The 24,652-nt window shown below is 61.9% G+C and carries 26 protein-coding genes; 9 read left to right on the plus strand and 17 right to left on the minus strand.

The features are described 5' to 3' along the window. The first annotated feature begins 8 nt into the window (after nucleotides 1–8). Both rsmD and ACM3N8_RS13305 read left to right on the plus strand, forming a co-directional pair. Nucleotides 9–638: a 16S rRNA (guanine(966)-N(2))-methyltransferase RsmD gene (gene rsmD / locus ACM3N8_RS13300; RefSeq protein ID WP_241280095.1), complete on the plus strand. Its 630-nt coding sequence runs from the start codon at nucleotides 9–11 to the stop codon at nucleotides 636–638. Beyond that, entirely contained in the window at nucleotides 622–933 is a 312-nt protein-coding gene (locus ACM3N8_RS13305; protein ID WP_043139760.1) for a DUF1145 domain-containing protein, read from the plus strand. Before rsmD ends, ACM3N8_RS13305 begins: the two co-directional genes overlap by 17 nt. 38 nt (nucleotides 934–971) lie before the next feature. Here ACM3N8_RS13305 and ACM3N8_RS13310 read toward each other — a convergent pair whose 3' ends face one another. Together ACM3N8_RS13310 and fabR are read right to left on the minus strand one after the other, a co-directional pair. Continuing rightward, the gene (locus ACM3N8_RS13310; RefSeq protein WP_122974306.1) at nucleotides 972–1,337 is read right to left on the minus strand and encodes a YijD family membrane protein; all 366 of its coding nucleotides are present in this window, start codon (nucleotides 1,335–1,337) and stop codon (nucleotides 972–974) included. Between the two features lie 20 nt (nucleotides 1,338–1,357). Next, nucleotides 1,358–1,978: an HTH-type transcriptional repressor FabR gene (gene fabR / locus ACM3N8_RS13315; protein ID WP_043139764.1), complete on the minus strand. Its 621-nt coding sequence runs from the start codon at nucleotides 1,976–1,978 to the stop codon at nucleotides 1,358–1,360. Between the two features lie 149 nt (nucleotides 1,979–2,127). Here fabR and ACM3N8_RS13320 point away from each other — a divergent pair, with 149 nt between their 5' ends. Continuing rightward, entirely contained in the window at nucleotides 2,128–3,246 is a 1,119-nt protein-coding gene (locus ACM3N8_RS13320) for a fatty acid desaturase (RefSeq protein WP_043557047.1), read from the plus strand. A 483-nt stretch (nucleotides 3,247–3,729) separates the two neighbouring features. On the opposite strand, the gene ACM3N8_RS13325 is transcribed toward ACM3N8_RS13320, so the two are convergent. Further along, the gene (locus ACM3N8_RS13325) at nucleotides 3,730–4,983 is read right to left on the minus strand and encodes a phospholipase D family protein (RefSeq protein ID WP_290018949.1); all 1,254 of its coding nucleotides are present in this window, start codon (nucleotides 4,981–4,983) and stop codon (nucleotides 3,730–3,732) included. 78 nt (nucleotides 4,984–5,061) lie between these two features. On the opposite strand from ACM3N8_RS13325, the gene ACM3N8_RS13330 reads away from it, so the two are divergent. Then, nucleotides 5,062–5,208: a hypothetical protein gene (locus ACM3N8_RS13330; RefSeq protein WP_165576266.1), complete on the plus strand. Its 147-nt coding sequence runs from the start codon at nucleotides 5,062–5,064 to the stop codon at nucleotides 5,206–5,208. A gap of 15 nt (nucleotides 5,209–5,223) precedes the next feature. Here the strand turns inward: ACM3N8_RS13330 and ACM3N8_RS13335 are convergent, their stop codons facing one another. The 3 genes from ACM3N8_RS13335 to tatA all read right to left on the minus strand — a co-directional run bounded on the left by ACM3N8_RS13335 (nucleotide 5,224) and on the right by tatA (nucleotide 7,254). Then, nucleotides 5,224–6,648, minus strand: a complete 1,425-nt coding sequence (locus tag ACM3N8_RS13335; RefSeq protein ID WP_098980996.1) for a lytic transglycosylase F — start codon at nucleotides 6,646–6,648, stop codon at nucleotides 5,224–5,226. A gap of 127 nt (nucleotides 6,649–6,775) precedes the next feature. After that, the gene (locus ACM3N8_RS13340; RefSeq protein WP_103471800.1) at nucleotides 6,776–7,078 is read right to left on the minus strand and encodes a YfcZ/YiiS family protein; all 303 of its coding nucleotides are present in this window, start codon (nucleotides 7,076–7,078) and stop codon (nucleotides 6,776–6,778) included. Between the two features lie 14 nt (nucleotides 7,079–7,092). Then, nucleotides 7,093–7,254, minus strand: coding sequence for a twin-arginine translocase TatA/TatE family subunit (gene tatA, locus ACM3N8_RS13345; RefSeq protein ID WP_043141356.1), 162 nt, complete (start codon nucleotides 7,252–7,254; stop codon nucleotides 7,093–7,095). Between the two features lie 273 nt (nucleotides 7,255–7,527). On the opposite strand from tatA, the gene ACM3N8_RS13350 reads away from it, so the two are divergent. Next, on the plus strand, nucleotides 7,528–8,496 hold the full coding sequence (locus tag ACM3N8_RS13350) for a LysR substrate-binding domain-containing protein (protein WP_098980998.1): 969 nt from the start codon (nucleotides 7,528–7,530) through the stop codon (nucleotides 8,494–8,496). Between the two features lie 390 nt (nucleotides 8,497–8,886). Here ACM3N8_RS13350 and ACM3N8_RS13355 read toward each other — a convergent pair whose 3' ends face one another. Beyond that, entirely contained in the window at nucleotides 8,887–9,486 is a 600-nt protein-coding gene (locus tag ACM3N8_RS13355; RefSeq protein WP_042868544.1) for a YhgN family NAAT transporter, read from the minus strand. A 101-nt stretch (nucleotides 9,487–9,587) separates the two neighbouring features. Beyond that, nucleotides 9,588–9,833 carry a YecH family metal-binding protein gene (locus ACM3N8_RS13360; RefSeq protein WP_043141360.1) on the minus strand — a complete coding sequence of 82 codons (246 nt, stop codon included), beginning with the start codon at nucleotides 9,831–9,833 and terminating at the stop codon, nucleotides 9,588–9,590. A gap of 208 nt (nucleotides 9,834–10,041) precedes the next feature. On the opposite strand from ACM3N8_RS13360, the gene ACM3N8_RS13365 reads away from it, so the two are divergent. After that, entirely contained in the window at nucleotides 10,042–11,325 is a 1,284-nt protein-coding gene (locus ACM3N8_RS13365; RefSeq protein ID WP_043141363.1) for a dicarboxylate/amino acid:cation symporter, read from the plus strand. Between the two features lie 14 nt (nucleotides 11,326–11,339). Here the strand turns inward: ACM3N8_RS13365 and ACM3N8_RS13370 are convergent, their stop codons facing one another. Both ACM3N8_RS13370 and ACM3N8_RS13375 read right to left on the minus strand, forming a co-directional pair. Beyond that, on the minus strand, nucleotides 11,340–11,654 hold the full coding sequence (locus tag ACM3N8_RS13370; RefSeq protein WP_043557072.1) for a DUF2007 domain-containing protein: 315 nt from the start codon (nucleotides 11,652–11,654) through the stop codon (nucleotides 11,340–11,342). A 118-nt stretch (nucleotides 11,655–11,772) separates the two neighbouring features. Beyond that, nucleotides 11,773–12,675 (minus strand): LysR family transcriptional regulator, encoded by a 903-nt coding sequence (locus tag ACM3N8_RS13375; RefSeq protein ID WP_043557051.1) that lies wholly within the window; start codon nucleotides 12,673–12,675, stop codon nucleotides 11,773–11,775. A gap of 98 nt (nucleotides 12,676–12,773) precedes the next feature. On the opposite strand from ACM3N8_RS13375, the gene ACM3N8_RS13380 reads away from it, so the two are divergent. Both ACM3N8_RS13380 and ACM3N8_RS13385 read left to right on the plus strand, forming a co-directional pair. Further along, nucleotides 12,774–13,826 (plus strand): HlyD family secretion protein, encoded by a 1,053-nt coding sequence (locus ACM3N8_RS13380; protein ID WP_043141368.1) that lies wholly within the window; start codon nucleotides 12,774–12,776, stop codon nucleotides 13,824–13,826. Then, a complete protein-coding gene (locus ACM3N8_RS13385) occupies nucleotides 13,826–15,379 on the plus strand; it encodes a DHA2 family efflux MFS transporter permease subunit (protein WP_043141369.1) in 1,554 nt (517 codons plus the stop codon). The genes ACM3N8_RS13380 and ACM3N8_RS13385 overlap by 1 nt, the downstream gene beginning before the upstream one ends. Before the next feature lie 121 nt (nucleotides 15,380–15,500). On the opposite strand, the gene ACM3N8_RS13390 is transcribed toward ACM3N8_RS13385, so the two are convergent. After that, nucleotides 15,501–16,127, minus strand: a complete 627-nt coding sequence (locus ACM3N8_RS13390) for a lysoplasmalogenase (protein WP_043141372.1) — start codon at nucleotides 16,125–16,127, stop codon at nucleotides 15,501–15,503. 188 nt (nucleotides 16,128–16,315) lie between these two features. On the opposite strand from ACM3N8_RS13390, the gene ACM3N8_RS13395 reads away from it, so the two are divergent. Then, the gene (locus tag ACM3N8_RS13395) at nucleotides 16,316–16,456 is read left to right on the plus strand and encodes a hypothetical protein (RefSeq protein ID WP_162489544.1); all 141 of its coding nucleotides are present in this window, start codon (nucleotides 16,316–16,318) and stop codon (nucleotides 16,454–16,456) included. Nucleotides 16,457–16,513: 57 nt separating this feature from the next. Here the strand turns inward: ACM3N8_RS13395 and ACM3N8_RS13400 are convergent, their stop codons facing one another. The 6 genes from ACM3N8_RS13400 to ACM3N8_RS13425 all read right to left on the minus strand — a co-directional run bounded on the left by ACM3N8_RS13400 (nucleotide 16,514) and on the right by ACM3N8_RS13425 (nucleotide 24,564). After that, complete coding sequence (locus tag ACM3N8_RS13400) at nucleotides 16,514–19,066, minus strand: TRAP transporter permease (protein ID WP_416016214.1); 2,553 nt, start codon at nucleotides 19,064–19,066, stop codon at nucleotides 16,514–16,516. A gap of 106 nt (nucleotides 19,067–19,172) precedes the next feature. Next, the gene (locus tag ACM3N8_RS13405) at nucleotides 19,173–20,144 is read right to left on the minus strand and encodes a TAXI family TRAP transporter solute-binding subunit (protein ID WP_290021630.1); all 972 of its coding nucleotides are present in this window, start codon (nucleotides 20,142–20,144) and stop codon (nucleotides 19,173–19,175) included. 415 nt (nucleotides 20,145–20,559) lie between these two features. Then, nucleotides 20,560–22,716, minus strand: coding sequence for a S9 family peptidase (locus tag ACM3N8_RS13410; protein ID WP_416016215.1), 2,157 nt, complete (start codon nucleotides 22,714–22,716; stop codon nucleotides 20,560–20,562). A gap of 236 nt (nucleotides 22,717–22,952) precedes the next feature. Further along, complete coding sequence (locus ACM3N8_RS13415; protein ID WP_098981008.1) at nucleotides 22,953–23,384, minus strand: DUF411 domain-containing protein; 432 nt, start codon at nucleotides 23,382–23,384, stop codon at nucleotides 22,953–22,955. A 49-nt stretch (nucleotides 23,385–23,433) separates the two neighbouring features. Next, complete coding sequence (locus ACM3N8_RS13420; RefSeq protein WP_416016216.1) at nucleotides 23,434–23,757, minus strand: hypothetical protein; 324 nt, start codon at nucleotides 23,755–23,757, stop codon at nucleotides 23,434–23,436. Between the two features lie 84 nt (nucleotides 23,758–23,841). Further along, complete coding sequence (locus ACM3N8_RS13425; protein ID WP_416016217.1) at nucleotides 23,842–24,564, minus strand: SDR family oxidoreductase; 723 nt, start codon at nucleotides 24,562–24,564, stop codon at nucleotides 23,842–23,844. Nucleotides 24,565–24,652: the final 88 nt, after the last annotated feature.

A 24,652-nucleotide genomic window follows, 5' to 3' on the forward strand; every position in this document is an offset into this window, starting at 1 on the left:
GAAACGCGATGCCCAGAGTGAAATCCAGCCATAACAGCCCGAGCAAGAGCCCAGCCCCACAGGGGAAATCAGGCTTTGTCAGAATCATCAGCGGCCAGTGGCGAGGCCGCAAATTGCCGGTCAAGGATGTGGAGGGGCTCAGACCCACCACGGATCGCGTCAAGGAGACCATCTTCAACTGGCTGGCCCCTCATGTCCGTGGCACCCGCTGTCTGGACCTGTTCGCCGGCAGCGGCGGCCTGGGGCTGGAGGCGCTGTCGCGCTATGCCGAACAGGTGACCCTGATCGAGATGGACAAGGGCGCCGCCGACCAGATCAAGAAGAATCTGGCCGCCCTCGGCAGCAATCAGGGCCAGGTGATCCAGTCCGATGCCGTCAGCTGGCTGCAAGGCCCGGCCACGCCGTTCGATCTGGTGTTCCTCGATCCGCCGTTTCGGCGCGAGCTGCTGCCTCAGGTATGCGAACTGCTGGAGCAGCGCGGCTGGCTGGCACCGGATGCCCTCATCTATCTGGAGCGGGAGAAGGAGATGGCCGATCTGCCGCTGCCAGCCAGCTGGCAACTACTCAAGGACAAACAGGCAGGCCAAGTCTGCTATCAACTCTATCTGCGGGAGGTAAACGATGAAGCGGGTATTTAATCTGTTGGCGATGGGGCTGATCCTGTTCTTCTGGTTCGGCGTGCTGGTCAGTCTGCTCGCCCCCCTGCCAGGCAAGCTCAACGGTTTTCTGCCGGTGTGCGGCGTGATAGTGATCCTGATGCACTGGGTGCAGGCCAGCATGGTCAAGGCCGCCTGCAAACCCTACTTCGCGGTGAGCCGGCTCGAATTCGTCCAGGTGCTGGTGTTCGGCGTGTTTGGCATGGTGGAGATCCGGGCTCGACTGCAGGCCATAGTGGACGCCAAGCAGCGCGGCACAGACAACAAAGCCGGATAAACCCGGCTCTGTCATGATTTATCAGGAAGGAGTGCGCGTCACTCCTTCTCTTTTTTCCCCACGCTGATGCCCAGCTTGATCGACAGCACGGCCAGCAGCAGCAACATCATGATGAGCGAGAAGAAGTTGCTGCCAAGCTCGGGGTACTGCACCTTGACCAGCGCCGAGTGGCCGAAGCCGCCGATGAAGAGGCAGAGCAGCATGCAGAGCGGGGTATTGCCCTCCAGCGAGACGTGACGATAGTGCTGGTAGAGCTGATAGGCCGCCAGCACCAGGGCAATCATGGGGAAGAAGGAGAAGGGGATCACCGACTCGGTCAGCACCGACAGGGAGGCATCCCCACAGATGCCGATGAGCAGGGCCAGCAGCAGGGGTTTCTTCGGGATCGGATTCTGATCATGCATGTAAGTGTCCATCCTTTGACTTAAGAGAGAGGTTGGCGGCGCTTCTGGTTCTGAACCTCGGCACCCATGGCGATCATGCGCAGCTGGCTTATGGTGCGATCGGACAGGGCCCGGCACTCTTCACTGGTCATGTCGAGGGCATCTGCACCGGCGCTGAAGACGATGGTCACCATGGCTTCGGCCTGGATGTAGGCCTCTTCCCTCGGCGCCCCCGTGGTAGCTTCGAGGTAATCTGTCAGCTCGGCGATGAAGTGCTGTATCTCCCGCGCCACCGCCTGCCGAAATGCCGCCGAGGTGCCGGAACGCTCACGCAGCAGCAGCCGGAAGATGTTCGGGTTGTTCTCGACGAACTCCATGAAGGTCTGCACCGAGGTGCTGATGACGCTGCCGCCGCCGGCGATGCGCTGACGCGCCTGGCGCATCAGCTGGCGCAGGGTCAGGCCCCCTTCATCCACCAGAGTCAGCCCCAGCTCCTCCATGTCGCGAAAGTGACGATAGAAAGAGGTCGGCGCTATGCCCGCCTCCCGCGCCACTTCCCGCAGGCTGAGGTTGGAAAAGCTGCGATTGGCGCACAGTTGGCTGAACGCCGCATCGATCAGAGTACGCCGGGTTTTTTCTTTTTGTTGCGCGCGAATACCCACGAAAACAGTCACCTTCAGGTTATCGAGGCCAAATGATAACCCGAAGGCCGAGCCGGGATCAGGTTTGTCTCCTACTTTTTTACCATTGACCCGAATTCTGGCTGCGTGGAGAATGGCGCACAGCTGTTCGCTGAAAGGAACCGAGTGAGATGGAACGCCCACCGATCATCATGACCAATACCCTGCTGTTTGCCCTCTCCGGGCTGACCGCACTGATAGCCGTGCCCTGGTACGGCATGACCCATGGCTATGACCTCTGGCAGTGGAGCTGCTTCCTGCTGCTGTTCTGTTACAGCGGCATCTCCATCACCGCCGGCTACCACCGCCTCTGGTCGCACAAGGCCTACAAGGCCCACCCGATCCTGCAGTGGATCTTCGCCATTGGCGGGGCCCTCGCCCTGCAAAACTCAGCCCAGCACTGGTCTTCCGATCACCGTCGCCACCATCGCCATGTGGACGACAACCTGAAGGATCCCTACAGCGCGGGTCGCGGCTTCTGGTACTCCCACATCGGCTGGATGCTGCGCGAGTACCAGCGTGATATCTACAACGATTACAGCAACGTGCGGGATCTGCAGAACAACCCCGTCGTCGTCTTCCAGCACAAACACTATCTGGCGCTGACCCTGGCTACCAACATTGGCATCCCGCTGCTGCTGGGTCTCGTCCACGGCGATCTGCTCGGCATGCTGCTGCTGGCCGGGGTGCTGCGCATGGTGATGACCCACCACACCACCTTCTTCATCAACTCCCTGGCCCACATCTGGGGCAGCCAGCCGTTTACCGACCGCAACACGGCGCGGGACAACGGCATCCTGGCCTTCTTCACCTTCGGCGAGGGCTATCACAACTTCCACCACCTGTTCGAAAACGACTATCGCAACGGCATCCACTGGTGGCAGTTCGATCCCACCAAGTGGCTGATCCGCAGCGCCTCCTGGTGCGGGCTGACCCGGGATCTGAGATCCTGTCCGGAAGAGCTGATCGAACAGGCCAGACTGGAAATGCAGCTCAAGCGGGCGCAGGCCAAGTTGCGCAAGCAGGAGGACAGGGAGTTGTGGCAGGCGCTGTTGCAGGAGGAGTACGACAAGCTGAGCCAGCAGTTGCAGCACTACTACGCCAGCCGCAAACGCCTGCTGGAACAACGCAAGCGCAAGGCGCTGGCCCGCTATGACAAGTTGAAGCTGCAGCTGGAATATCGCAACCTGCACGATGGCTTCGTTGCCAGCAAGCGCAACTGGAGCCGGCTGCTGGCGGGCATCGCCTGACCATGAGCCGTTGGGCTGAACAGAGAAAAAGACCGCCAACCGGCGGTCTTTTTCTGGGTGCCACTCAGCCAGCGGGCCATAAAAAATGGGGTGACATTTCCATGTCACCCCCTCGCAAATAGCATGTTCCATATTGGAATCCGGTCCTGTCGGGTGCCTGTCCTGTTTCCTGAGTTTCTGCTACCCATCCGAAGCAGGCGCCTGCTGGAGCAATCCAGTCGGCCAGTACCCTTCACAACCCTCTTCCGCACGGCAGACAAGCCACCGTGTTTGTCCTTGCAACTGAAATATTACGCAGTTAAATAAAATAAAAAACCGTTTTATTCAGTGGAGTATGCAAGTGACTGAGCGCTCCCAGGATTCCTGCATCTAAACAAACTGATTAAAAACAATACGATAAAAAAATTCATCGCCTTTGGATGGCAAACGTTATCCTCGAAGGCGCACAAGGCTTTGCGAGATCTCGCACAAGAAATGACCCGCTCACAACCAGCGCTGCAGCGGCAGCCAGTCGCTCACCCTGGCCAGCAGTCGACGCAGGGTCGACTGTGGCGCGGCAACGGAATGGGACGACCGCTGCTGCCATCCCGCCAGCCACAGCTGCAACTCGGCGCAGAGCGCGGGGCACGCCAGGTGCAGCATCAGCTCGGTGTTGAGCATCAGGGAGCGGGGATCCAGATTGAAGCTGCCGAGCAGCGCCTCTTCTTCCCCGATCAGGATCAGCTTGGCGTGCAGGCTGAGCGCCTCCCCCTCCAGCTCCGACAGGGCGATGCCCTGCCGTATCAGCCAGGGGCGATGACGCCGGTAGGCGCCATACACCAGAGGCACGTCCGTGCTGGCCAGGGAGTTGGTAAGAATCTCTATGTTCACCCCCGCCTGGCGCTGTTGCCTGAGTCGGCGGCGCAGCCCCCGGGTCAGGATCAGGTAAGGGCTCACCAACTTCAGGCTCCCCAGGTTGTCGGCCAGCTTGCGCCAGAGCAGGGGCGCCGTGGTCGGCCTCGACACCAGCCCCTTGCCGGGCCGGTCGAACCACACCTCGGCCTCTCCCGGATGCCAGTTCAGGGCAACAGGCTCGGCGTCAAACAAACTGGCTGGCAGATCATAGACGGCCGCCACCTGCGGCTCGGTCAGGGTGAGCAGAAAGTCGTTCACCGCCGTCACCTCGGCCCGCAGCAAGGGGCGACGCAGCAGACGGCGGATCGGGTGACTCCAGCGGCTGCGCCAGAATTGATCGAAGCCCTGCTCGGCCTGCTGGCAGAGCGGGCCACGGCAGGCGAGATCCAGGTCGACGAATCGGGGCGTACCGCCCAGCCCGAAGTAGCGGTCACCTATGTTGCGACCGCCGATCACCGCCTGGCTGCCATCCACCAGCAGCAACTTGTTGTGCATGCGGTGATTGATGCGGCGAAAGCTGAACATCCCCTCCAGCAGCAGGGTCAGCGGACGCCAACCCCGCAGCCAGAAGGGGTTGAACAGCCGCACCTCTATGCCGGGCTGATGGGCCACCATCTCCAGGAAGCGGTTGTCGCCGGCATAGAGGTCGTCGATGAGCAGTTGTACCCGAACTCCGCGCCGGGCCGCATGCAGCAACTCGGACAACAGCAGCTTGCCGCTGCTGTCCTCCTCCCAGCTGTAGTATTGGGCCTGGACCCGGCAGCGGGCGCTGCGGATCAGCTGGCAGCGCACCTTGAGCGCCAGCTCGGGTTGATCAATCAGTGCAAATTCGCCGGGGATCATGGCGTCATCTGCCTGTCATGGGGAAATGGCATAACGCTGGCTACAGGCCTCGTTGGAATGTGGATGAAGGAATTTACCATGGAACTCACGGATCGCCCCGCCATCAGCCATCGACCGCAAGCCAGTCAGCCGGATCCCTCGCCGACCGGCCAGCTGACCCCCTGGTATCTGCAGCACAGGGATCAGGGTTGGGAACCCTTTGCGCCACCCGCCCAGCCTGTCTAGACGGGCCAGAAAATATCAGGGCTGGGCCACCGCCTCGATGGCGGCCGCCTTGCCCTCCAGCTGCGGCAGGCTGAAGCGATAGGCCACGTAGTACTTGTAGATGGTGCTGACGTAGTTGATGGGCCCCTGGCCGACCTCGTTGGCCACCAGTTGCTCCACGTTGCCAAACCAGACGTTCGGATCCAGCCCGGCGGCCTCCGCCTTGGCCCTGATCGCCTGCACCCGATTCGGGCCGGCATTGTAGGCCGCCAGCGCAAACAGGTGGCGGTTGAGCACATCCAGCCCGGGATCGTTGAAGTAGGTATCCAGGATCAGCCGCATGTAGCGGCAGGCCGCCTCCACGTTGCCCTCCAGGCTGGCGAGCCTGGCACCGCGAATGCCCACCTCACCCCCGGTGCTCGGCAACAGCTGCATAATCCCCACAGCCCCCCGCTCTGAGCGCACGCCGGCATTGAGGCCCGACTCCTTGTAGGCCAGCGCCGCCAGCATCAGCCAGTCCAGCCGGTACTTGTCGGCCTGTTGCTCCAGCACCTGGCGTATGGTCGACAACCGCCCCAGAGGATCCGGCGCCAGAATATTGCTCATCTGATCGCTGCGGGCCAGCAGACGACGCAGGGTCATGTCGCTGTAGAGGGTGCGCTTGCCCGCATCGGCCAGATAAGCGTTGACTGCCTTGAGCAGCTCGGGACTGTTGTTACGCAAGGCCCAGGCACTGCGGCCCTTGTCCCGCAGCGGGATCAGCTTGTGGGCTCTCAGGCCGCTGATCATGCCGAGCCAGATGCGCCCCTTGAAGCTGTCGGTTACCGTGAGCGGTATGATGCCGGCCGCCACCATCTCCAGCAGATCCCCGTCCTGCAGGTATTCGGGGACCGTCTCTATGTAGATGGGCGGCAACCCCAGCTCGCGAAACAGCCAGTTGAGCTGGCGCAGGCTCTCGTAATAGCTGGAGCTGGCCCGCACCCAGACCCGCCGCCCCGACAGCTGGGTGATACGGTTGAAGGTCGGCAGGGAATGCTGGCTCACCAGCCACTCTTCGATGGGGGCGATCACCGGATCCGAGAAGGTCACCTGCTCGCGCCGGGTCGGCGTCACCGTCATGTTGGCTGCCACCAGATCGCCGCGCCCCTCGCTGAGGTAGTCCAGCAGCTTGTCCTGACGCACCGGTATGTAGATGATCTTGAGCTTGATCTTCTCCTTGGCGAGATAGGTCTGGTTCAGCCAGCGCTCGAATCCCTGCAGCTGATTGACCAGGATGCCGTGCTGGGTCCCCTTGTCGAGGAAAAAGAAGCCCCGCTCATAGACCACCAGGGCCCTGAGTTCTTTCTTTTGCAATATGTGTTCGAGGTCCCCGGGTTGGGGCAGGCGCTGTGGCTTGAGATCCGCCGCCAGCAGAGGAAGACACCAGAGGGCCAGCAGGCCCCAGATCCATCGCAGCCTCATTATGTGGTCGCCTTCTGTTGGCCGACTCGCGTCGGGCAAAGCCGTCTGTGGGATAACTAACTATAGAACGCAGACCCACAGCAGAAGGGTCAACACGGCAGGCGAACCCGCCGTGTCATCACTGGGCTCAGATAGAGCGGGCACGCATCTCGAAAATCAATTTTTCGGCGGTGCAGGTGAATTGCAGGCGGGCTTTCAGGATCACGCCGTTGGCGCCCTGGCTCAGCTCGCTGCTGATGCTGGCTTCGGCGGTCACCTGTTTGGCCAGCGCCTCATAAGCGGCCAGCTTGGTGCGGGCATCGGCTTCTGCCGCCGCCTCGATCACCAGATCCATTACATCGTCACCTTCACCTATGATGGTGCCGATCTCGGCGAAACAGCCGCAGCTGTCACAGGTTTCATTCAACTCGACTTTCTCGTCTACAGACATCACTCAACTCCCACTTATTTCGGCTGTACTTCATCGTCACGCAAGGCTTTACGAAAATCCTTGATGGCGGTGCCCAGATCCTCACCGGCGCCGGCCAGGCGTTTGCTGCCAAACACCACGACCACGACCACGAGCAGGATCAACAAATGCCAGATATGAATTCCACCGAGTCCCATAGGGATGCTCCTGACTGATAGATACCGATTGTTTGTATCAAAAGAAGGCGCAAAGATTGTTGGGCAAAATCAAGGCAGGTGCAAGTTTGCAAATAAATCACGCAAAAAATACGGCGACCCAGGGTCGCCGTATCACTTGATGCTACTTGTCCCCTCAACCACTACATCCTGTACCAGCCGCCATCGAAGGCGAGAGACAGTTCGAGCATAGGTTCGCCAAGATATGAAAACAAATGGTATAAATTCATCTAAGAATTGAAGGAGATTCATATCATGTTGCTGGAACAACTGGGGCGTATCGACCTCAACTTATTGATTATCCTGCAAGTTTTGCTGGAAGAGCGGAACGGCAGCCGGGCGGCCCGCCGCCTGCACCTGAGCCAGTCTGCCGTCAGCAAGGCCCTTGGCCGTCTGCGGGAAACCTTCGATGACCCCCTGTTCGTGCGCTCCGCCTACGGGCTGGAGCCCACCGCCCGCGCCCTGACGCTGCAGCAGCAGCTGCAGCCCATACTGCTGTCGCTGGACAACCTGATCCAGCCGCCGGATTTCGATCCGGCCAATACCGAGCGGGAGTTCGTCATCGCCAGCATGGACAGCGCCTTCACCCTGTTCGCCCCGCTCTACCTGAGCGAACTAAAACGGCAGGCGCCGGGCATACGGCTGCGCTATGAGGAGTGGACCGAGAACAGCCTGACCGAGATGAGCCAGGGCCAGGTGGACATCGCCTTCACGGTGCGGGAGAACTGCATCAGCTCGGATTTTCGGCTCGACACCCTGCCCAACGCCATCTGCCAGCGCTTGCTCGCCATCGATGACCTCACCTGTCTGGTGCAGCACGATCACCCGGCCCTGCACGAGCCCGAATGGGATCTCGCCCGTTACCTGGCCTATCCCCATGTGCAGACCTATTGCGAGGGGCGGGACCGCTGGATGCTGGATCACAAGCTGGCGGGGATGGATCTCTACCGCCGGATCGAGGCGACCGTGCCCTCGTTCGAGGCGGCGCTGCGGATGGGCATGCACTCGGACATGATAGTGACCCTGTCCAGGCTCTACGCCCGTCACGCCACCCAGGTCTATCCGCTGGTGCCGCTGCCGCTGCCCATAGCGCTGGACAGCATCTCCCACCTGCTGATCTGGCATCAGCGCCACGAGGAGGATCCGGGCCACCGCTGGCTGCGGGAAACTCTGCTCGCCCTCATCATGAGCAAGCTGGAACCCTCCACCATAGAACAAGCCTGATCATGCGGCTGGCTGCGGGAGACGATCTTCATCTTCGGCATCAGCAAGCCGGTGTCTTCCACCGCAGAACAAGCCTGGTCATGCGGCTGGCTGCGGAGATACGCTTCATCCTCGGCATCAGCAAGCCGGAGTCTTCCACCGCAGAACAAGCCTGATCATGCTGCTGGCTGCGGAGACACGCTTCATCCTCGGCATCAGCAAGCCGGTGTCTTCCACCGCAGAACAAGCCTGATCATGCGGCTGGCTGCGGGAGACGATCTTCATCTTCGGCATCAGCAAGCCGGAGTCTTCCACCGCAGAACAAGCCTGATCATGCTGCTGGCTGCGGAGATACGCTCCATCCTCGGCATCAGCGAGCTGGAAGCCGGGGCTGGCAGACAGCCCTGACAGCTAGCCCTGGCCGGTCACTGCCAGATAGTGGTGGACGCCGTCCAGCAGCATCTGTACCGAGATCATCACCAGCAGCATGCCCATCAGCCGCTCCACCGCTGTGAGTCCTCGCTCACCCAGCAGCTTGTTGAATACCTCGTAGAACATCAGGATCACGGCGCTGGCGCCCCAGGCCATCAGCAGGGCCAGCGACCAGTCCGCCATCCGGGTCGGCTCCTGGTTGGCCAGCAACAAGAGGGAGGCAAGAATGGAGGGGCCGGCGATCATGGGGATGGCCATGGGCACCAGGAAGGGCTCCTCGCCCGCCGCCAGCCCGGTCACCCCGCCTTCACTCGGGAAGATCATCTTGATGGCGATGAGGAACAATATGATGCCGCCCGCTATGCTGACAGCCTCCTGGCGCAGATTGAGGAAATTGAGGATCTGCTGACCGGCGAACAGGAAGGCCATCATGATGGCGAGGGAGAACAACAGCTCCCGCATCATCACCTTGCGCCGCCGCTTGGGATCGATATGACGCAGGATCGACAGGAAGACCGGCAGGTTGCCCAGCGGATCCATGATCAGAAACAACATGACGGCAGCGGAGAAAGTGTCCATACAACGCCCAGGCTAAGCCTTCAACAAGGAGGGGAAAGAGGGCGAAATATAACAAAGGCGACGGGATTCGGCGAGCGTCACAGACCGCTCGCCGCAGGGGATCACCCGTGGTTGCAGATCTTGTCGGCGTGGGTCTGGAAACCCTGCTCCGATTCGATGAATTTGCCGCGCTGGGCCAGGAAGGCGATCAGCGCATCAGCATCCATCTCGCTGGCGCTGCAGGTATGGAAACGGGCGTCGGCACCGAAGCGCGCATCGATCGCCTGCTTGAGGCTGGCCCGGGTAAATTGGCCACCCTGTGCCAGCATCATCTCCATCACCTCGTGACCGTGTACCGATTGAGTCATTGCAAACCTCTTGAATAGACATATTTGATGCCTATTAAATCCCGCACCGCCGCTGACGACCTTGATATAGGCCAATAAATTGCTGATTTCCTGCAGGACCTGCTGGTTGTGAGGCGTGCTTTGCCGATAATGTGGCAACCTGACAAGGGGATGGCTACACTAACGCCCCTTTTTGCCATCGCAGACCGAATATAAGGACATTGGCGTCATGCTGTTCCATGGATTGGCTTTCAAGCCCTGGCGGATCTGGACCCGCCGTCCCCTCTGGTTGAAGACCCTGATCGGCATGCTGACCGGGATCGGACTGGGACTCGGTTTCAGTGAACAGGCGTTGCAGCTCAAACCCATTGGCGTGCTGTTCGTCAACACCATACAGATGCTGATGGTGCCCCTCATCTTCTGCTCGGTCATCGCCGGCCTCACCTCATTGCTCAAGGGCAAGAGCCTGGATCGGATCGGCAGCAAGGCCATAGGCCTCTATCTCTTTTCCACCGCCATCGCCATCTGCATCGGCCTGATGATGGGCTGGCTGCTGGAACCCGGCATGGGCGCCAACATGGGGCCCTATGAGCGCGTCGGCATGCTGGAACAACCGACCCTGGCCAGCGTGCTGAGCCATCTGGTACCGCGCAACCCGGTGCAGGCCATGGTGGATGGCAAGATACTGCAGGTGATCGTGTTCGCGGTGGCCCTCGCCCTCGCCCTCAACGCCACCGGCCGGCGCGGCCGCCCCGCCATCCTCTTCTTCACCTCGCTGGCGGAAGGCATGTTCAAGCTGACTCAGATGGTGATGGCACTGGCCCCCTACGGCGTCTGCGCCCTGATGGCCTGGATGACGGGCAAATACGGGGTGAGCCTGCTGCTGCCGCTGCTCAAGGTGATCGGCGCCGTCTATCTCGGCTGCCTGCTGCACGTGCTCGGCGTCTACAGCAGCCTGCTGATCCTGCTGGCCCGGCTCAACCCGCTGCACTACTTCAAGAGCATCGTCGATGCCCAGGCCGTGGCCTTCACCAGCAGCTCCAGCAGCAGCACACTGCCCATCAGCCTGGCCTGCGCCGAGCGCCGGCTCGGGGTCTCCCCCGCCATCACAGCCAAGGTGCTGCCCATAGGCGCCACCATCAACATGGACGGTACAGCCCTCTATCAGGGGGTGACGGCCCTGTTCGTGGCGCAGGCCTTCGGGGTGGATCTGCACATGGTGGATTACCTGACCATCATCAGCATCGCCACCCTGGCCAGTATCGGCACGGCGGGCACACCGGGCACCGGATTGATGCTGCTGACGCTGACGCTGACCGCGGTGGGATTGCCGCTGGAAGGGGTGGCGCTCATCGCCGGGATCGACCGGATCCTCGACATGGCGCGCACTACGGTCAACGTCTCCGGCGATATTCTGGTGTCTGTGCTGATTGCCCGCAGCGAGAAAGAGCTGGATCTGGCGACCTATCACGACGCCAGCGCGGGGGAGGATATCGACTTCACCCTGCGCTGAGGCAGGGCGAGCGATTAATTATCGTGGGGATCGTGATGACAGCGCCAGCAGACCTCGAAGTTGGCGCCGTTCTCCTCCCCGCATTGACCGCACAGCCAGCCATTGCCTTGGCGCTGCTGATAACGCTCTATGACGCGCCCCGCCTTGCTGCGATCCTGCTCGCGCACCATCAGGGTCACCTGCAACAGATCCACCGGCAGCTCACCCAGGGCGCCGGACAGCGCCTCCCCGTTGAGCCGTACCAGTACCCCTTCCACTTCCAGTGCCCCCTTCAGGGCATGGGCCTCCAGCGAATGGGAAGCCCGATAAAGATTGATCCATTGATCCATGCCTTCCCCCTGCAACCGGTTGTCGATGCCACCTGTAACCGGCACCATGCCCCTCTTCCATCCTAGAGATCGAACCCGGATCCCGTGATCCAGACCTCCCCCTTTTCCTATCCATCTATCACAACAGATTGTCGATGCCGTAATCGGCCCCCTGCGCCACCATGAAATCGATAAAGGTCCGCAACTTGCGCGGCATCAGTCGCCGCTCCGGAAACAGCAGATAAATCGGTACCTTGGGCTGCTGCCACTCAGGCAGCAGGGTCACCAGCGCCCCGCTGGCCAGCTCCTCATGGCAGAGCATGGCGGGCAGAGAGGCCAGCCCCAGCCCCGCCTTCGCCGCCTCCCTGGCGCAGGTTATATTATTAACCCGAAAGCGGGAGGGAGGGTCAACCAGCACCTCTCTGCCCTCGCGCTCGAAACACCAGTGAGAGGCTAGAAAACCGCTGCTCACCGCCACCCGCTCGTGTAAAAGCAGATCTTCCGGCCGCGTAATGGCCGGGCTGCGCGCCAAGTAATCCGGGCTGGCACACAGCAGCCGCTCCGTGCTCCACAGTCGCCGCGCCGCCAGGTTGGAGTCGCTCATGTCGCCGATGCGCACGATCGCATCCAGTCCCTCGTTGATGGGATCCACGATGCGATTGGTCAGCTCCAGCTCCACCTGCAGGCCCGGATAGACCTGCAAGAATTTGGCCACCAGCCGGCCGACCACCAGTTGCCCCGTCTCGATAGGCACCGCCAGCTTGAGGGTACCTGTCACCTCCTGCTGGCTGGCACTCACCATCAGCTCGGCCTGGGCCAGCTCGTCCACCGCCTTGCTGCAGCGCAGGTAATACTGCTCGCCGGCCTCGGTCAGGGTGAGCTGCCGGGTGGAGCGGTAAAGCAGCCGCACGCCTAGGCGCTGCTCCAGCTCGGCGATGCGACGACTCACGGTCGCCTTGGTCATGCCCAGCTCCTGGGCGGCCGCGGTGAAAGAGCCCTTGTCGACGATCCGCACTAAAATCAATGCAGCGTTCAGATCCATTGTTGCACCAGTGAAACTGTATATCTCATAAATTGATACTAATCGAAACAGTTGGCCGGTGTTAGCCTGCGTCTCTTAAGTTCAGGAATCCCCCCAAAATGAGTCAACACAAGAAGATCCCCCTGCTGGCCGCCATGGTGCTGGCCCTGCTCGGTCTGCTGTTCGCCGGTTACTGGTATCTGCATGGCCGCTATTTCGAGAGTACCGACAACGCCTACCTGCAGAGCGAGGTGACCGGCATCGGCTCCAAGCTGCCGGGTTACATCAGCGAGGTGCTGGTCACCGACAACCAGGCGGTGAAGGCCGGCCAGCTGATCGCCCGGCTGGACGATCGGGAGTACAAGACCAAGGTGGCCGAGGCCGAAGCCGACCTGCGCCTCAATCAGGCGACGGCGGAGAATCTGGCCGCGACCCGCACCCAGCAGTTGAGCCTGATCCGTCAGGCCGAGGCCAAGGTCAGCTCTGCCAATGCCGAGCAGGTGCGCGCCCGGCAACAGGTGCAGCGCGTCAGCCAGCTCAACCAGCGCCATTACAGCTCGCAGGACAGTCTGGACGAGGTGCGGGCCGGACTGCAGGTCAATCTGGCACAGGAGCAGGAGACCAAAGCCGCCCTGCAGGCAGCCCGTGAACGGCTGCTGGTGCTGGACGCCGAAGCCAAGCAGAACCAGGCCAGGCTGGCATTGAGCGCCGCACAGCTGGAGCAGGCCAAACTTGAGCTGACCTATACCGAGTTGCGGGCACCGGCCGACGGCATCATAGGCAAGCGCAGCCTGCGGGCCGGGCTCTACGTCCAGTCCGGCATGCAGGTTGCCAGCCTGGTGCCACTGCAACAGGTGTGGGTCGAGGCCAACTTCAAGGAGACCCAGCTGCTGCACATGCAGCCGGGCCAGAAGGTGAAGGTGATCCTGGATGCCTATCCGGATCAACCGGTCGAGGGGATCATCGACAGCCTGGCCCCCGCCACCGGCGCCAGATTCGCCCTGCTGCCGCCGGAGAACGCCACCGGCAACTTCACCAAAATAGTGCAGCGGGTGCCGGTCAAGATCCGCATCCCCGAGCCGGGCACCCTGGCCGGCAAGCTGCTGCCGGGCCTCTCCACCGAGGTGATAGTGGATACCCGGGATCCTGAACCTCTGGTCGCCGCCCACTGATGGAACCCATTCCACGTCGCAACTGGATTGCGGTCATGGGGGGCCTCATCGGCGCCTTCATGGCCATCCTCGACATCCAGATCACCAACGCCTCCCTGAAGGACATTCAGGGGGCCCTGTCGGCCACCCTGAGCGAGAGCTCCTGGATCTCCACCTCCTATCTGGTGGCGGAGATGATCGCCATCCCGCTGAGCGGCTGGCTCAGCCGGGGCCTGAGCGTGCGGCGCTACCTGCTGTGGACCACGGGGGCCTTCATCATCGCCTCCGTGCTCTGCTCGTTCAGCTGGAACCTCACCAGCATGATCGTCTTCCGGGCGTTGCAGGGCTTCACCGGCGGCGCGCTCATTCCCATGGCCTTCTCCCTCATCGTCAGCCTGCTGCCGCTGCACAAGCGGGCCACCGGCATGGCGCTGTTCGGCCTGTGCGCCACCTTCGCCCCCGCCATAGGCCCGACCCTGGGCGGCTGGCTGACGGAGCAGCTCTCCTGGCACTACATCTTCTATCTGAACGTACCACCGGGACTGCTGGTGATGGCCATGCTGGCCCACGGGCTGGACAAGAAGCCGGTGGACTGGGAGGTGATCAAGCGAGTGGATCTCATCGGCATAGTCACCATGGCGATGGGGCTGGGCCTGCTGGAGGTAGTGCTGGAAGAGGGCAACCGGGAGGACTGGTTCGGTTCCAGCTTCATAGTGCGGCTCACCGTCATCTCTGTGGTGGCCCTGGTGTTCTTCGTCATCAGCCAGCTACTCAGACGCCATCCGCTGGTCAACCTGCGGCTGCTGCACAACCCGCGCTTCGCGCTGGCCTGCTTCGCCTATCTGGTGCTCGGCATGGCGCTGATGGGCTCCATCTATGTGCTGCCCCTCTACATGGCGCAGATCCACAACTACAACGCACTGGAGATCGGTGAAGTGCTGATGTGGATGGGGCTGCCACAGCTGCTGGTGTTGCCGCTGGTGCCCAAACTGACCCACAAGATAGATCCGCGCTATCTGGTGAGTTTCGGCTTCCTGGTGTTTGCCATCAGCTGCTTCATGAACATGAACATGAGTGCCGACTACGCCGGCCCCCAGCTGATCCAGTCGCTGATAGTACGGGCGCTGGGCCAGCCCTTCATCATGGTGCCGCTCTCCCTGGTGGCGACCGCCAGCCTGACCCATGACGAGATCCCCTCCTCCTCGACCCTGCTCAACGTGCTGCGCAACCTGGGGGGGGCCTTCGGCATCGCCATCATAGCGACCCTGATCGACAACGACACCCGCGTCCATGTCAGCCAGATCAGCAGCACCCTGGCCGCCAGCAGCATAGAGGGGCAAAGCTACCTGCTGCAGTTGGCCCAGACCATGATGGCGCAAGGCTCGGGTCCCGAGCTGGCCCAGCAGCAGGCCCAGGCCATGCTGTCGAACACCATCAGCCGCGAGGCGGCCATCATGGCCTACAACCAGGTGTTCTACGTGATGGGCATCTTCCTGCTGATCGCCAGCGCCCTGATGCTGCTGCTCAAGCAGCCGGCTCCCAGGGCTGCCGACGCCGAGCCGCTCGAGGCATAGCAAGGCGCTGAAAACAGACAATAAAAAATGGGCCAACAGGCCCATTTTTCTTGCCACGGATCTTCACCCGTCGGCAAAGATCAGGATTCAGGTCCGCGCGATGAAAGAGAGCGGCGCCTCTTCACCCCGCCAGCGAGGCGGCAATCAGGAACTGGGCGGCAAAGTAGCTGCTCATCACCCAGGCCGTGGCATGGGGGAAGGGGCGACGAAAGCGGTCCAGCGCCAGCATGCTGTCGGAGAAGAGAAACATCAGCGCCCCCACCAGGGCGGCGGCACTGCCTGCGGTCAAGGAGGCGTGCCAGGCACCGGCAGCCACCCAGGCCATGCCGATGATCACCAGCATGTAGCAGAGCACGGGGATCTTCATCTCCCCGAGCTTGCCCCACAACAGGCCGAACACCATGCCGGCCACCAGCAGCAACAGCAGGCCATCCACCAGGTTCAGCACCAGCGGCCCCTGGGCGAAACCGACTATGTAGCAGAGGTGCGCGACAAAAAATGCCGCCAGCCCCTGAATGAAACGATCGCTTGGCAGCATCAGCAGCACGTCACCGGCCAGCGACAGACAGAGGCCAAGCAGGATCCAGGCGTGGGAGCCGTCGTGGTCATAGCTCTGATAGCCGAAGGCCAGCGCTATGATGAGCAGCATGGTCAGCGGCTTGCTGATGTAGAACTGACGGGAGTCTGAGCCATAGGCCGCACGAATGTGCCACCAGCCCGATGCGATGATCAAGAAACTCAATAACATGCCCTGCTCCTCACGTGTTGCTCGCAGTCATACGGCAACATCTTCTTGCTGACAAGCAGAGTAACAAATTCCCCCGCCCAGTGGCAGGGGCGCTCAGCAAATGAGCAGCCTACGCCTAAAGTCTAATTGCCCCGCCTTCGAGGCTCGGGCATAAGGAACGGGTCTGGAGGATCACCATGGAAGAAGCAATGAAAAACTATCTGCCCGCCATCGATATCATGATGTGCCACCTTGGCATCAGCTTCGAGCAAGCCTGCGAACAGCTGGGCCTGAGTCCAGTGGAACAACAGACCCTGAGCCTGCTGCAGGAGCAGGATCCGCAAGAATAAGCCCCGACCGGGGAGATGAAAACGGCGCCTCGATGGCGCCGTTTTTATTGACCCTTGTTAGGCTTGCACCGCCCGTCGCCGTTGCAGCCCGACGATCAGCGCAAACAGCAGGAAGCCCGGCAGCCACATCAACTCCTTGCGCCAGCGCTCGGTGGGCGCCTTGACCACCAGGATCTCCTGATCGAACTCCATGCCGGCCGCGGCGGCCGGGCTGCCGAAGGTGACGCTGTCGATCAGGGTCTTGCCATCCTGTTCATACAAGGCCAGCCCCAGGCTGGCGAGGCGGGCCTCCCCATCCTCTCCTGCCGGCACCGCCAGCAGCACGGTCGACTGACGCAACTTGCCCACCGCATCTTCACCCTGGACGCGCAGCCGCAGTGTGCTCTCCGCCTCCACCTCGCCCAGGGTCCGGGCCAGCTGGGCCGGCGCAGTGTCACGATAGGGATCGTGCACCATGTCCATCCAGAAACCGGGGCGGAACAGGGTGAAGGCCACCAGCAGCAGCAGCACGCTCTCGTACCAGCGACTCTTCACCAGGAAATGGCCCTGGGTCGCGGCGGCGAAGATCAGCATGGCAACGGTGGCCACCATGAAGATCAGCACCCCGTGGGCGAAGTCCACGTCGATCAGCAGCAGATCCGTGTTGAAGATGAACAGGAAGGGCAGCGCCGCGGTGCGCAGGCTGTAGTAGAAAGCGGTGATGCCGGTCTTGATGGGATCGCCCTTGGAGACAGCCGCCGCCGCGAACGAAGCCAGCCCCACCGGCGGGGTCACGTCCGCCATGATGCCGAAGTAGAAGACGAACAGGTGCACCGCGATGAGCGGCACTATCAGGCCGTTCTGCTGCCCGAGCGTCACCACAACGGGCGCCAGCAGGCTGGAGACCACTATGTAGTTGGCGGTGGTGGGCAGCCCCATGCCGAGGATCAAGCTGAGCAGGGCGGTAAGCAACAGCATCAGCAGCAGGTTGCCCATGGAGAGCATCTCCACCAGATCCGCCAGCACCAGACCGACCCCGGTCTGGGAGACGGCACCCACTATGATGCCGGCGGTGGCGGTCGCAATGCCGATGCCGATCATGTTGCGGGCACCGGCCACCAGCCCCTCGCGCAGATCGACCATGCCATCGTTGAAGGTGCCGTAGTCGTGCTTGCCATCGCTGCGCAGCCAGTTGAGCAGCGGGCGCTGGGTCAGCAGTATGATCACCAGCATGACGGTCCCCCAGAAGGCCGACAGCCCGGGCGAGAGCCGTTCCACCATCAGGCACCACACCAGCACCACCACCGGCAGCAGGAAGTGCAGACCGGAGAGCAGCACGGCGCGGGTGTTGGGCAGCTCAATCAGCGGCTTGTCCGGATCCTCCGCCGCCAGCGGCTCATGGCTGGCCGCTATTTTCAGCAAACCCAGATAGGTGATGGCCAGCAGCAGGGCTATGCCTGGCAGGGCGTACTCACCCAGCGCCGGCTTGAGCCAGCCCAGGCCATGGTAGACCGCCATCGACAGCCCGCTGATGAGGGCAGCGCCGAAGGCGAAGCCGGTCAAGCGGCGCAGCCAGGGCTTGGGCTGATGACCACCTATGGGCTGCATGCCGAGCTTGAGCGCCTCCAGATGCACTATGTAGAGCAGCGCTATGTAGGAGATGGTCGCCGGCAGGAAGGCGTGCTTGATGATCTCGACGTAGGGAATGCCCACGTACTCCACCATCAGGAAGGCGGCGGCCCCCATCACAGGCGGCATGATCTGGCCGTTGACCGAGGAAGCCACTTCCACCGCCCCCGCCTTCTCCGAGCTGAAGCCCACCTTTTTCATCATGGGAATGGTGAAAGTGCCGGTGGTCACCACGTTGGCGATGGAGGAGCCGGAGATGAGACCGGTCAGGCCGGAGGCCACCACAGCCGCCTTGGCCGGGCCGCCGCGCAGGTGACCGAGCAGGCTGAAGGCGAGCTGGATGAAGTAGTGGCCGGCACCGGCCCGCTCCAGCAGGGCACCGAACAGCACGAACAGGAACACGAAGCTGGTGGAGACGCCGAGGGCAATCCCGAATACCCCTTCCGTGGTGATCCACTGGTGGTTGGCCAACGCGGTGAAGCTCACCCCGCGATGGGCCAGCAGCCCCGGCATCCAGGGCCCCGCCAGGCTATAGGCGAGAAACAGCAGGGCGATGACCGCCAGCGCCGGCCCCAGGGCGCGGCGCGCCGCTTCCAGCAGCAGCGGGATGCCGATGCAGGCGGTGATCAGATCCTCTGTGGTCAGACTGCCCGGCCGCAGGGCCAGCGCCTGGTACATCACGAACAGGTAGCTGGCGGCCCCGGCGGCGATGAGCCCCAAGGCGATGTCGCCGAGCGGCACCCGATCCCGTGGCGATGAACGAAACGCCGGAAACACCAGATAGGCCAGCAGCAGGGCGAAGGTGAGGTGAATGGCACGGGTCTCGGTGTCATTGAGCACGCCAAAGCCCAGCATGAAGGGCAGCGGCGAGGCGATCCAGAGCTGGAACAGGGACCAGGCCAGCGCCAGTGTGGTGATGAGCCCGCCCATGAGGCCGAACGGCAGGCGAGCGCCCACGTCCTGGGCGATCAGTTCCTCGGTAGAGAGTTGTTTATCTTGCATAGGGTTAACTTGTGCCAACGAGTACAACAAGAGCGACACCCGCCCCCGCAACCGGGCAGCGGCTGACGGGTGTCGAAGAGAGTGACCTGGGCCCTTGGGCCTTCAATCAGAGCCAACCGCGCTCTTTGTAGTAGCGGGCGGCCCCTTCATGCAGCGGCGCCGAGAGCCCCACCTTGATCATGTCGGCCTCTTTCAGATCGGCGAAAGCCGGGTGCAGGCGCTTGAAGCGATCCAGGTTGTCGAAAACGGATTTGACCAGCTGATAGACCACTTCCGGATCGGCCTTGGCACTGGTGGAGAGCACCGCCTTGCCACCGATGGACGGGGTCGGCTGATCGCTGCCCTTGTAGATGCCGCCCGGGATCTCGGCCTTGGTGTAGTAGCTCTTCTCTGCCAGCAGCTTGTCGATGTCGGCACCGGTCACAGGTACCAGCACGGCGTCTGTGGTGGTGGAGGCTTCCTGGATGGCGCCGTTCGGGTGGCCGACGAAGTAGCTCATGGCGTCTATGTTGTTGTCGCCGAGCGCCGAGGCCTGCTCGGCCGGTTTCAACTCGGAGACCAGACCGAAGTCACTCTTCTTCCAGCCCTTGACCGCCATTATCTCTTCCATGGTGTCGCGCTGGCCCGAGCCCGGGTTGCCGATGTTGACGCGCTTGCCCTTCATGTCGTCGAAGCTGGCGATCTTGGCATCGCGGCGCGCCAGTATGGTGAACACCTCGCTCTGCAGGGAGAAGACGGCGCGCATGTCTGCCATGGCCCCTTCGGTCTGGAACGGCGGCAGCCCCTTCATCGCCTTGTACTGATGGTCGGACTGCATGATGCCGAAGTTGAATTCACCGCTGCGGATGCCGTTGACGTTGGCCACACCGCCGCCGCTGGCCGGGGCGTTGCACTTGATCTGGTGATCGGCGGCGCCGCGATTGAGGAAGCGGCAGATGGACTGGCCCGCCACGTAGTAGACGCCGGTCTGACCGCCTGTGCCTATGGTCACGAAGCGCTCCTGCGCCTGCAGCGGACCACCAAACGAGACACCGACCAGGGCAGCCGACAAGGCACACGCCAGGGATAATCCTTTCATGTTGTTCATCCTTTTTGATTGATTCAGCTCGCCCGTTCCACGGGCGAATGCCGGACAAACCACCGTTCTGCGTCGGTGGTCATCCATGACCTCGATATGAGGAATCGGGTGAACGGCGAGCGTTCCCCAAAAAGCCACCAGCATCCTGTGGTGAGACAGTCGGCTTCATGCCAACCGAAGATAATTGGCCCGGAAGGGACCAATCAAAGCGTCATAACGGCTTCGATTAAGCACATGGCGCCAACATAAATCAAACAAAAACACAAAATGATGGATATGGATGACGAGAAATTTGAAGCCGATCATTAATTTACTGATCAGGGATTAATTGGAGTGTGCTACCGGTTGGCAGGCGGGGGATACAGACAAGATTCTTTTGCAGCCCTTGACTGGCAAGGGCTGCAACCTTGGTGACTTATGCTTTCGGCTTGGCCAGATCCAGGATAAACGCAAACTCCAGCGCGATATCCTCGTAAGCCTTGAAGCGACCCGACTTGCCACCGTGGCCGGCATCCATGTCGGTATTCAGCAACAACTTGTTATCATCCGTCTTCAACTCGCGCAGCTTGGCCACCCACTTGGCGGGCTCCCAATACTGTACCTGGGAGTCATGCAGCCCTGTGGTCACCAGCATGTTCGGGTAGGCCTGCGCCTTGACCTGGTCGTAGGGGCTGTAAGCCTTCATGTAGTCGTAGTAACGCTTCTGGTTCGGGTTGCCCCACTCGTCGTACTCCCCAGTGGTGAGGGGGATGGACTCGTCCAGCATGGTGGTGACCACGTCGACGAAGGGCACCTGGGCCACCACGCCACGATAAAGCTGGGGCGCCTGATTGATGACGGCCCCCATCAGCAGACCGCCGGCGCTGCCGCCCATGGCGTAGACCTGATCCCTGGCGCCATACCCCTGCGCCACCAGCGCCTCGGTCACGTCGATGAAATCGTTGAAGGTATTCTGTTTTTTCAGCAGCTTGCCATCTTCATACCAGTGGCGGCCCAGCTCCTCGCCACCCCGGATATGGGCGATGGCATAGACGAAGCCCCGGTCCAGCAGGCTCAGGCGAGCCGTGCTGAAATCGGGATCCATGCTGGCGCCGTAGGAGCCATAGCCGTAGACCAGCAGCGGATTTTTTGGCGACCCGACACTCTCTTTCTTGAACATATCCTTGCGATAGACCAGGGACACAGGCACGGCCACACCATCACGGGCGGTCACCCAGAGCCGCTCGCTGGCGTACAGCTCCGGCTTGAAACCCGCCACCGCCTGCTGCTTGAGCAGGGTACGCTTGCCGCTCGCCATATCCAGCTCATAGGTGGACGAGGGGGTGGTCATGGAGGAGTAGCCGTAGCGCAGCTGGCTGGTCTCCGGCTCCGGGTTGTAGGCGAGCCAGGTGACATAGGCGGGATCGTCGAAGGCGATCTCCTTCTCGTCACCGCTCTGCCAGTTGATCTGGCGCAGCCGGGTCAGCCCCTGGTTGCGCTCCTCCAGCACCAGCCACTCCTTGAACAGGGCATAGCTCTCCAGCAGCACGTCCGGATTGGGGGCGATCACCGCCTTCCAGCGCTCGACCGGGCTCTCCTTGGTCTCGTACAGGCCGAAGTTCTTGCCGTCCTTGTTGGAGCGCACATAGAAGCGACCGCGGTAGTGATCCAGGCTGTACTCGTGATCCACCTGACGGGGCAGGAACAGCCGCGGTGCCTGAGTCGGCACGTTGGCGTCGATGAGGCGCGCCTCGCCCGTGGTGGTGCTGGAGAGGGCGATGACGATGAAATCTTCCGAGGTGGTGGCATAGAGGCTGACGTAGAAGGTGTCGTCCTTCTCCTCATACACCAGGGTATCTTTTGCCGGATCCGAGCCAAGCTCGTGGCGATAGACCTGATAGGGCAACAGTGTCTTGGGGTGCTTGCGCACGTAGAACACCGTCTTGCTGTCGTTGGCCCACACCAGATTGCCGGAGGTGTTCTCGAGCTTGTCGGCGGCCCACTTGCCGCTCTCCAGATCGAGGAACTGGATCTGGTACTGACGGCGCGAGAGGAAATCTTCCGCCACCGCCAGCCAGCGGTTGTTGCGGCTCACCTCCAGGGCGCCAAGGGAATAGAACTCGTGCCCCTCTGCGCGCTGGTTGCTGTCCAGCATCGGCTCGGGCTCCTGCGGCCCGTCCACCTTGCTGCGGGAGTAGATGCCGTACTCCTTGCCCGGCTCATAGCGGGTCTGGTAACGGTAGCCGTTCTTCACATAGGGGACGGACTCATCCTGCTGGGGAATGCGGGCCACCATCTCCTGGTAGAGCTGGTCGCGCAGCGGCCGGGTCGGCTTGAGCATGGCCTCGGTATAGGCGTTCTCCGCCTCCAGGTAGGCCAGTACCTCGGGTTTCTGGCGCTCGTCATCGCGCAGCCAGTAGTAGTTGTCGACCCGGACGTCGCCGTGTTTCTTGATGGTGTGAGGGTGTTTGGTGGCCACGGGAGGCTGGATAAGGGTGTCGCTTGTGGGCATGGCGGACTCATCATTGGCATATGAACAGGGAACGGCAACCAGGCAAGCCAGCAGCAGAAGCCCTCGGGGAAAGGTGAACATGTCGCATCCTTTGCGCTTTAAAAGGGTTAGCAGACCTGAGCCTTGGCTCCTTGGATAGGGGATCAATCTGCCCCTTGTCGCCCCCAGTTGCAAGTTATCACCCTGCAAAACCCGCAAGAACAGGTAAAAGGGCCGCTATCTCGCGATAGCGGCCCTCAAACCTGACCATGAGCGACACAGGTTCGCTCAGGTGTGCCTCACATGATGGAGTCGTGCCTGCTCATGGCCAGTTTGCGTCAGCCGGGGTAGCTCGACCAGACTCTGGTCGCGCCCTCGTTGCTGATGCTCAGCACCTGGTAGGGCTGACCCGGAATATCCATGCCTGGCGCACTCTGGGGCATGCCCGGAATGGTCAGGCCGCGGATCGCCGGTTTTTCCTTGAGCAGCTTCTGCACGTCGGCGGCGGGTACATGCCCCTCCACCACATAGCCATTCACCACGCCCGTGTGGCAGGAGGCCAGCTGCGGTGTGATGCCGTACTGCTGCTTGATGGGATCGAGCTGCTCGGTTTCGACGACCTTGACCTCAAAGCCGTTCTCTTCCATGTGCTTGATCCAGGTCTTGCAACAGCCGCAATACTGGGACTTGTAGACGGTCATCTGCTCGGCCGCGAGGGCGGAGAAGCTGACGGTACCGGCCAGCAGGGCCAGTAACAGGGACTTGTACATAACTCACCTCAGATAAGAAGAAATACCCCAAAAAACAGGGGAACTCGACTCAACCTGGATGACGGGGAGGACGCTCGAGCCGCTCGAACGGCGCGTCCGGCGTGAACAGGGAGGGGGAGAGAAACTGTGGCATGTCCGGTTCCAGTACGGCCACCGTCAGGCTGTCGCTGGTGAGCACCGTCATGGCGAGTGCCGAAGTGAAGCTGCCGCATGGCATGGCCTTCTCCAGGGTGCGCTCGCTCTGGCTGCAATGGGGCGTCAGGGTACAGAGATCGGTCGCCGCCCGGCTGCCAAACGACATCAGCACCATCAGCAGACTCCACAGGGGGAGCCAGCGGCGGGCGCGAGCGAGTTGGCGACGGGTCAGAACCATGACATGACTCATTGATCGGAGGAACCCTATGGTAACCCTTGGCCCAGGGGGAGGGTCAAGCCCTCCCCTCATGGCCAGTCCGGATCAGGGTTGCTGACGGGTGGCCGCCAGCACGATTTCGCGTACGCAGACGTTGGCGGGCTGATGCCAGGCATAGAGCACGGCCTCGGCGATCACCTCGGGCGCGATCACGCCACCCATCTGATCCTTCCAGTCGTGATAGCCGGCCTTGATGTTCTCGTCCGTGGTGTGACTGAGCAGGTCGGTCTCGACCGCACCCGGGGCTATGGTCACCATGCGCACGCCGACGTCGGCCACCTCTTCACGGATATTTTCGGTCAGGGCGTGCACCGCGAACTTGGTGGCGCAATAGGCTGCATGGTTCGGGAAGGTCTTGCGACCGGCGATGGAGCTGATGTTGACTATGGTGCCGCTGCGGCGAGCCTTCATCCCGGCCAGCACGGCATGAACGCCGTTCAGCACCCCCATCACATTGATGTTGAGCATCTGCTGCCACTCGGCGGGATCCTGCACGTCAGCCTGCCCCAGCAACATGACGCCGGCATTGTTGACCAGGCAACCCACAGGGCCGAACCGGGTCTCTGCCTGCTGGACGGCGGCCTTCATGGCGGCCGTGTCGGTGACATCGACGCTGACACACAAGGCGTTGGGCAGACCCAGCGCCTGCATGGGCTCGACCCGGCGGGCCAGCAGCAAGAGCGGATGACCGGCGGCCGAGAAGGCGCGGGCGATGGCGGCACCGATCCCGGCGGAGGCACCGGTGATCACGACGAGGGACTTGGACATGGTATTTCCTTTTGATTCGATGAGAAACGGGATCACACAAGCGGCTGGCCAGCACGGAACTCAGTCACTATAGTCGCTGCATCCATCA

The sequence above is a fragment of the Aeromonas sp. A04 genome, from assembly GCF_047780465.1.
Classification (GTDB): domain Bacteria; phylum Pseudomonadota; class Gammaproteobacteria; order Enterobacterales; family Aeromonadaceae; genus Aeromonas; species Aeromonas bestiarum.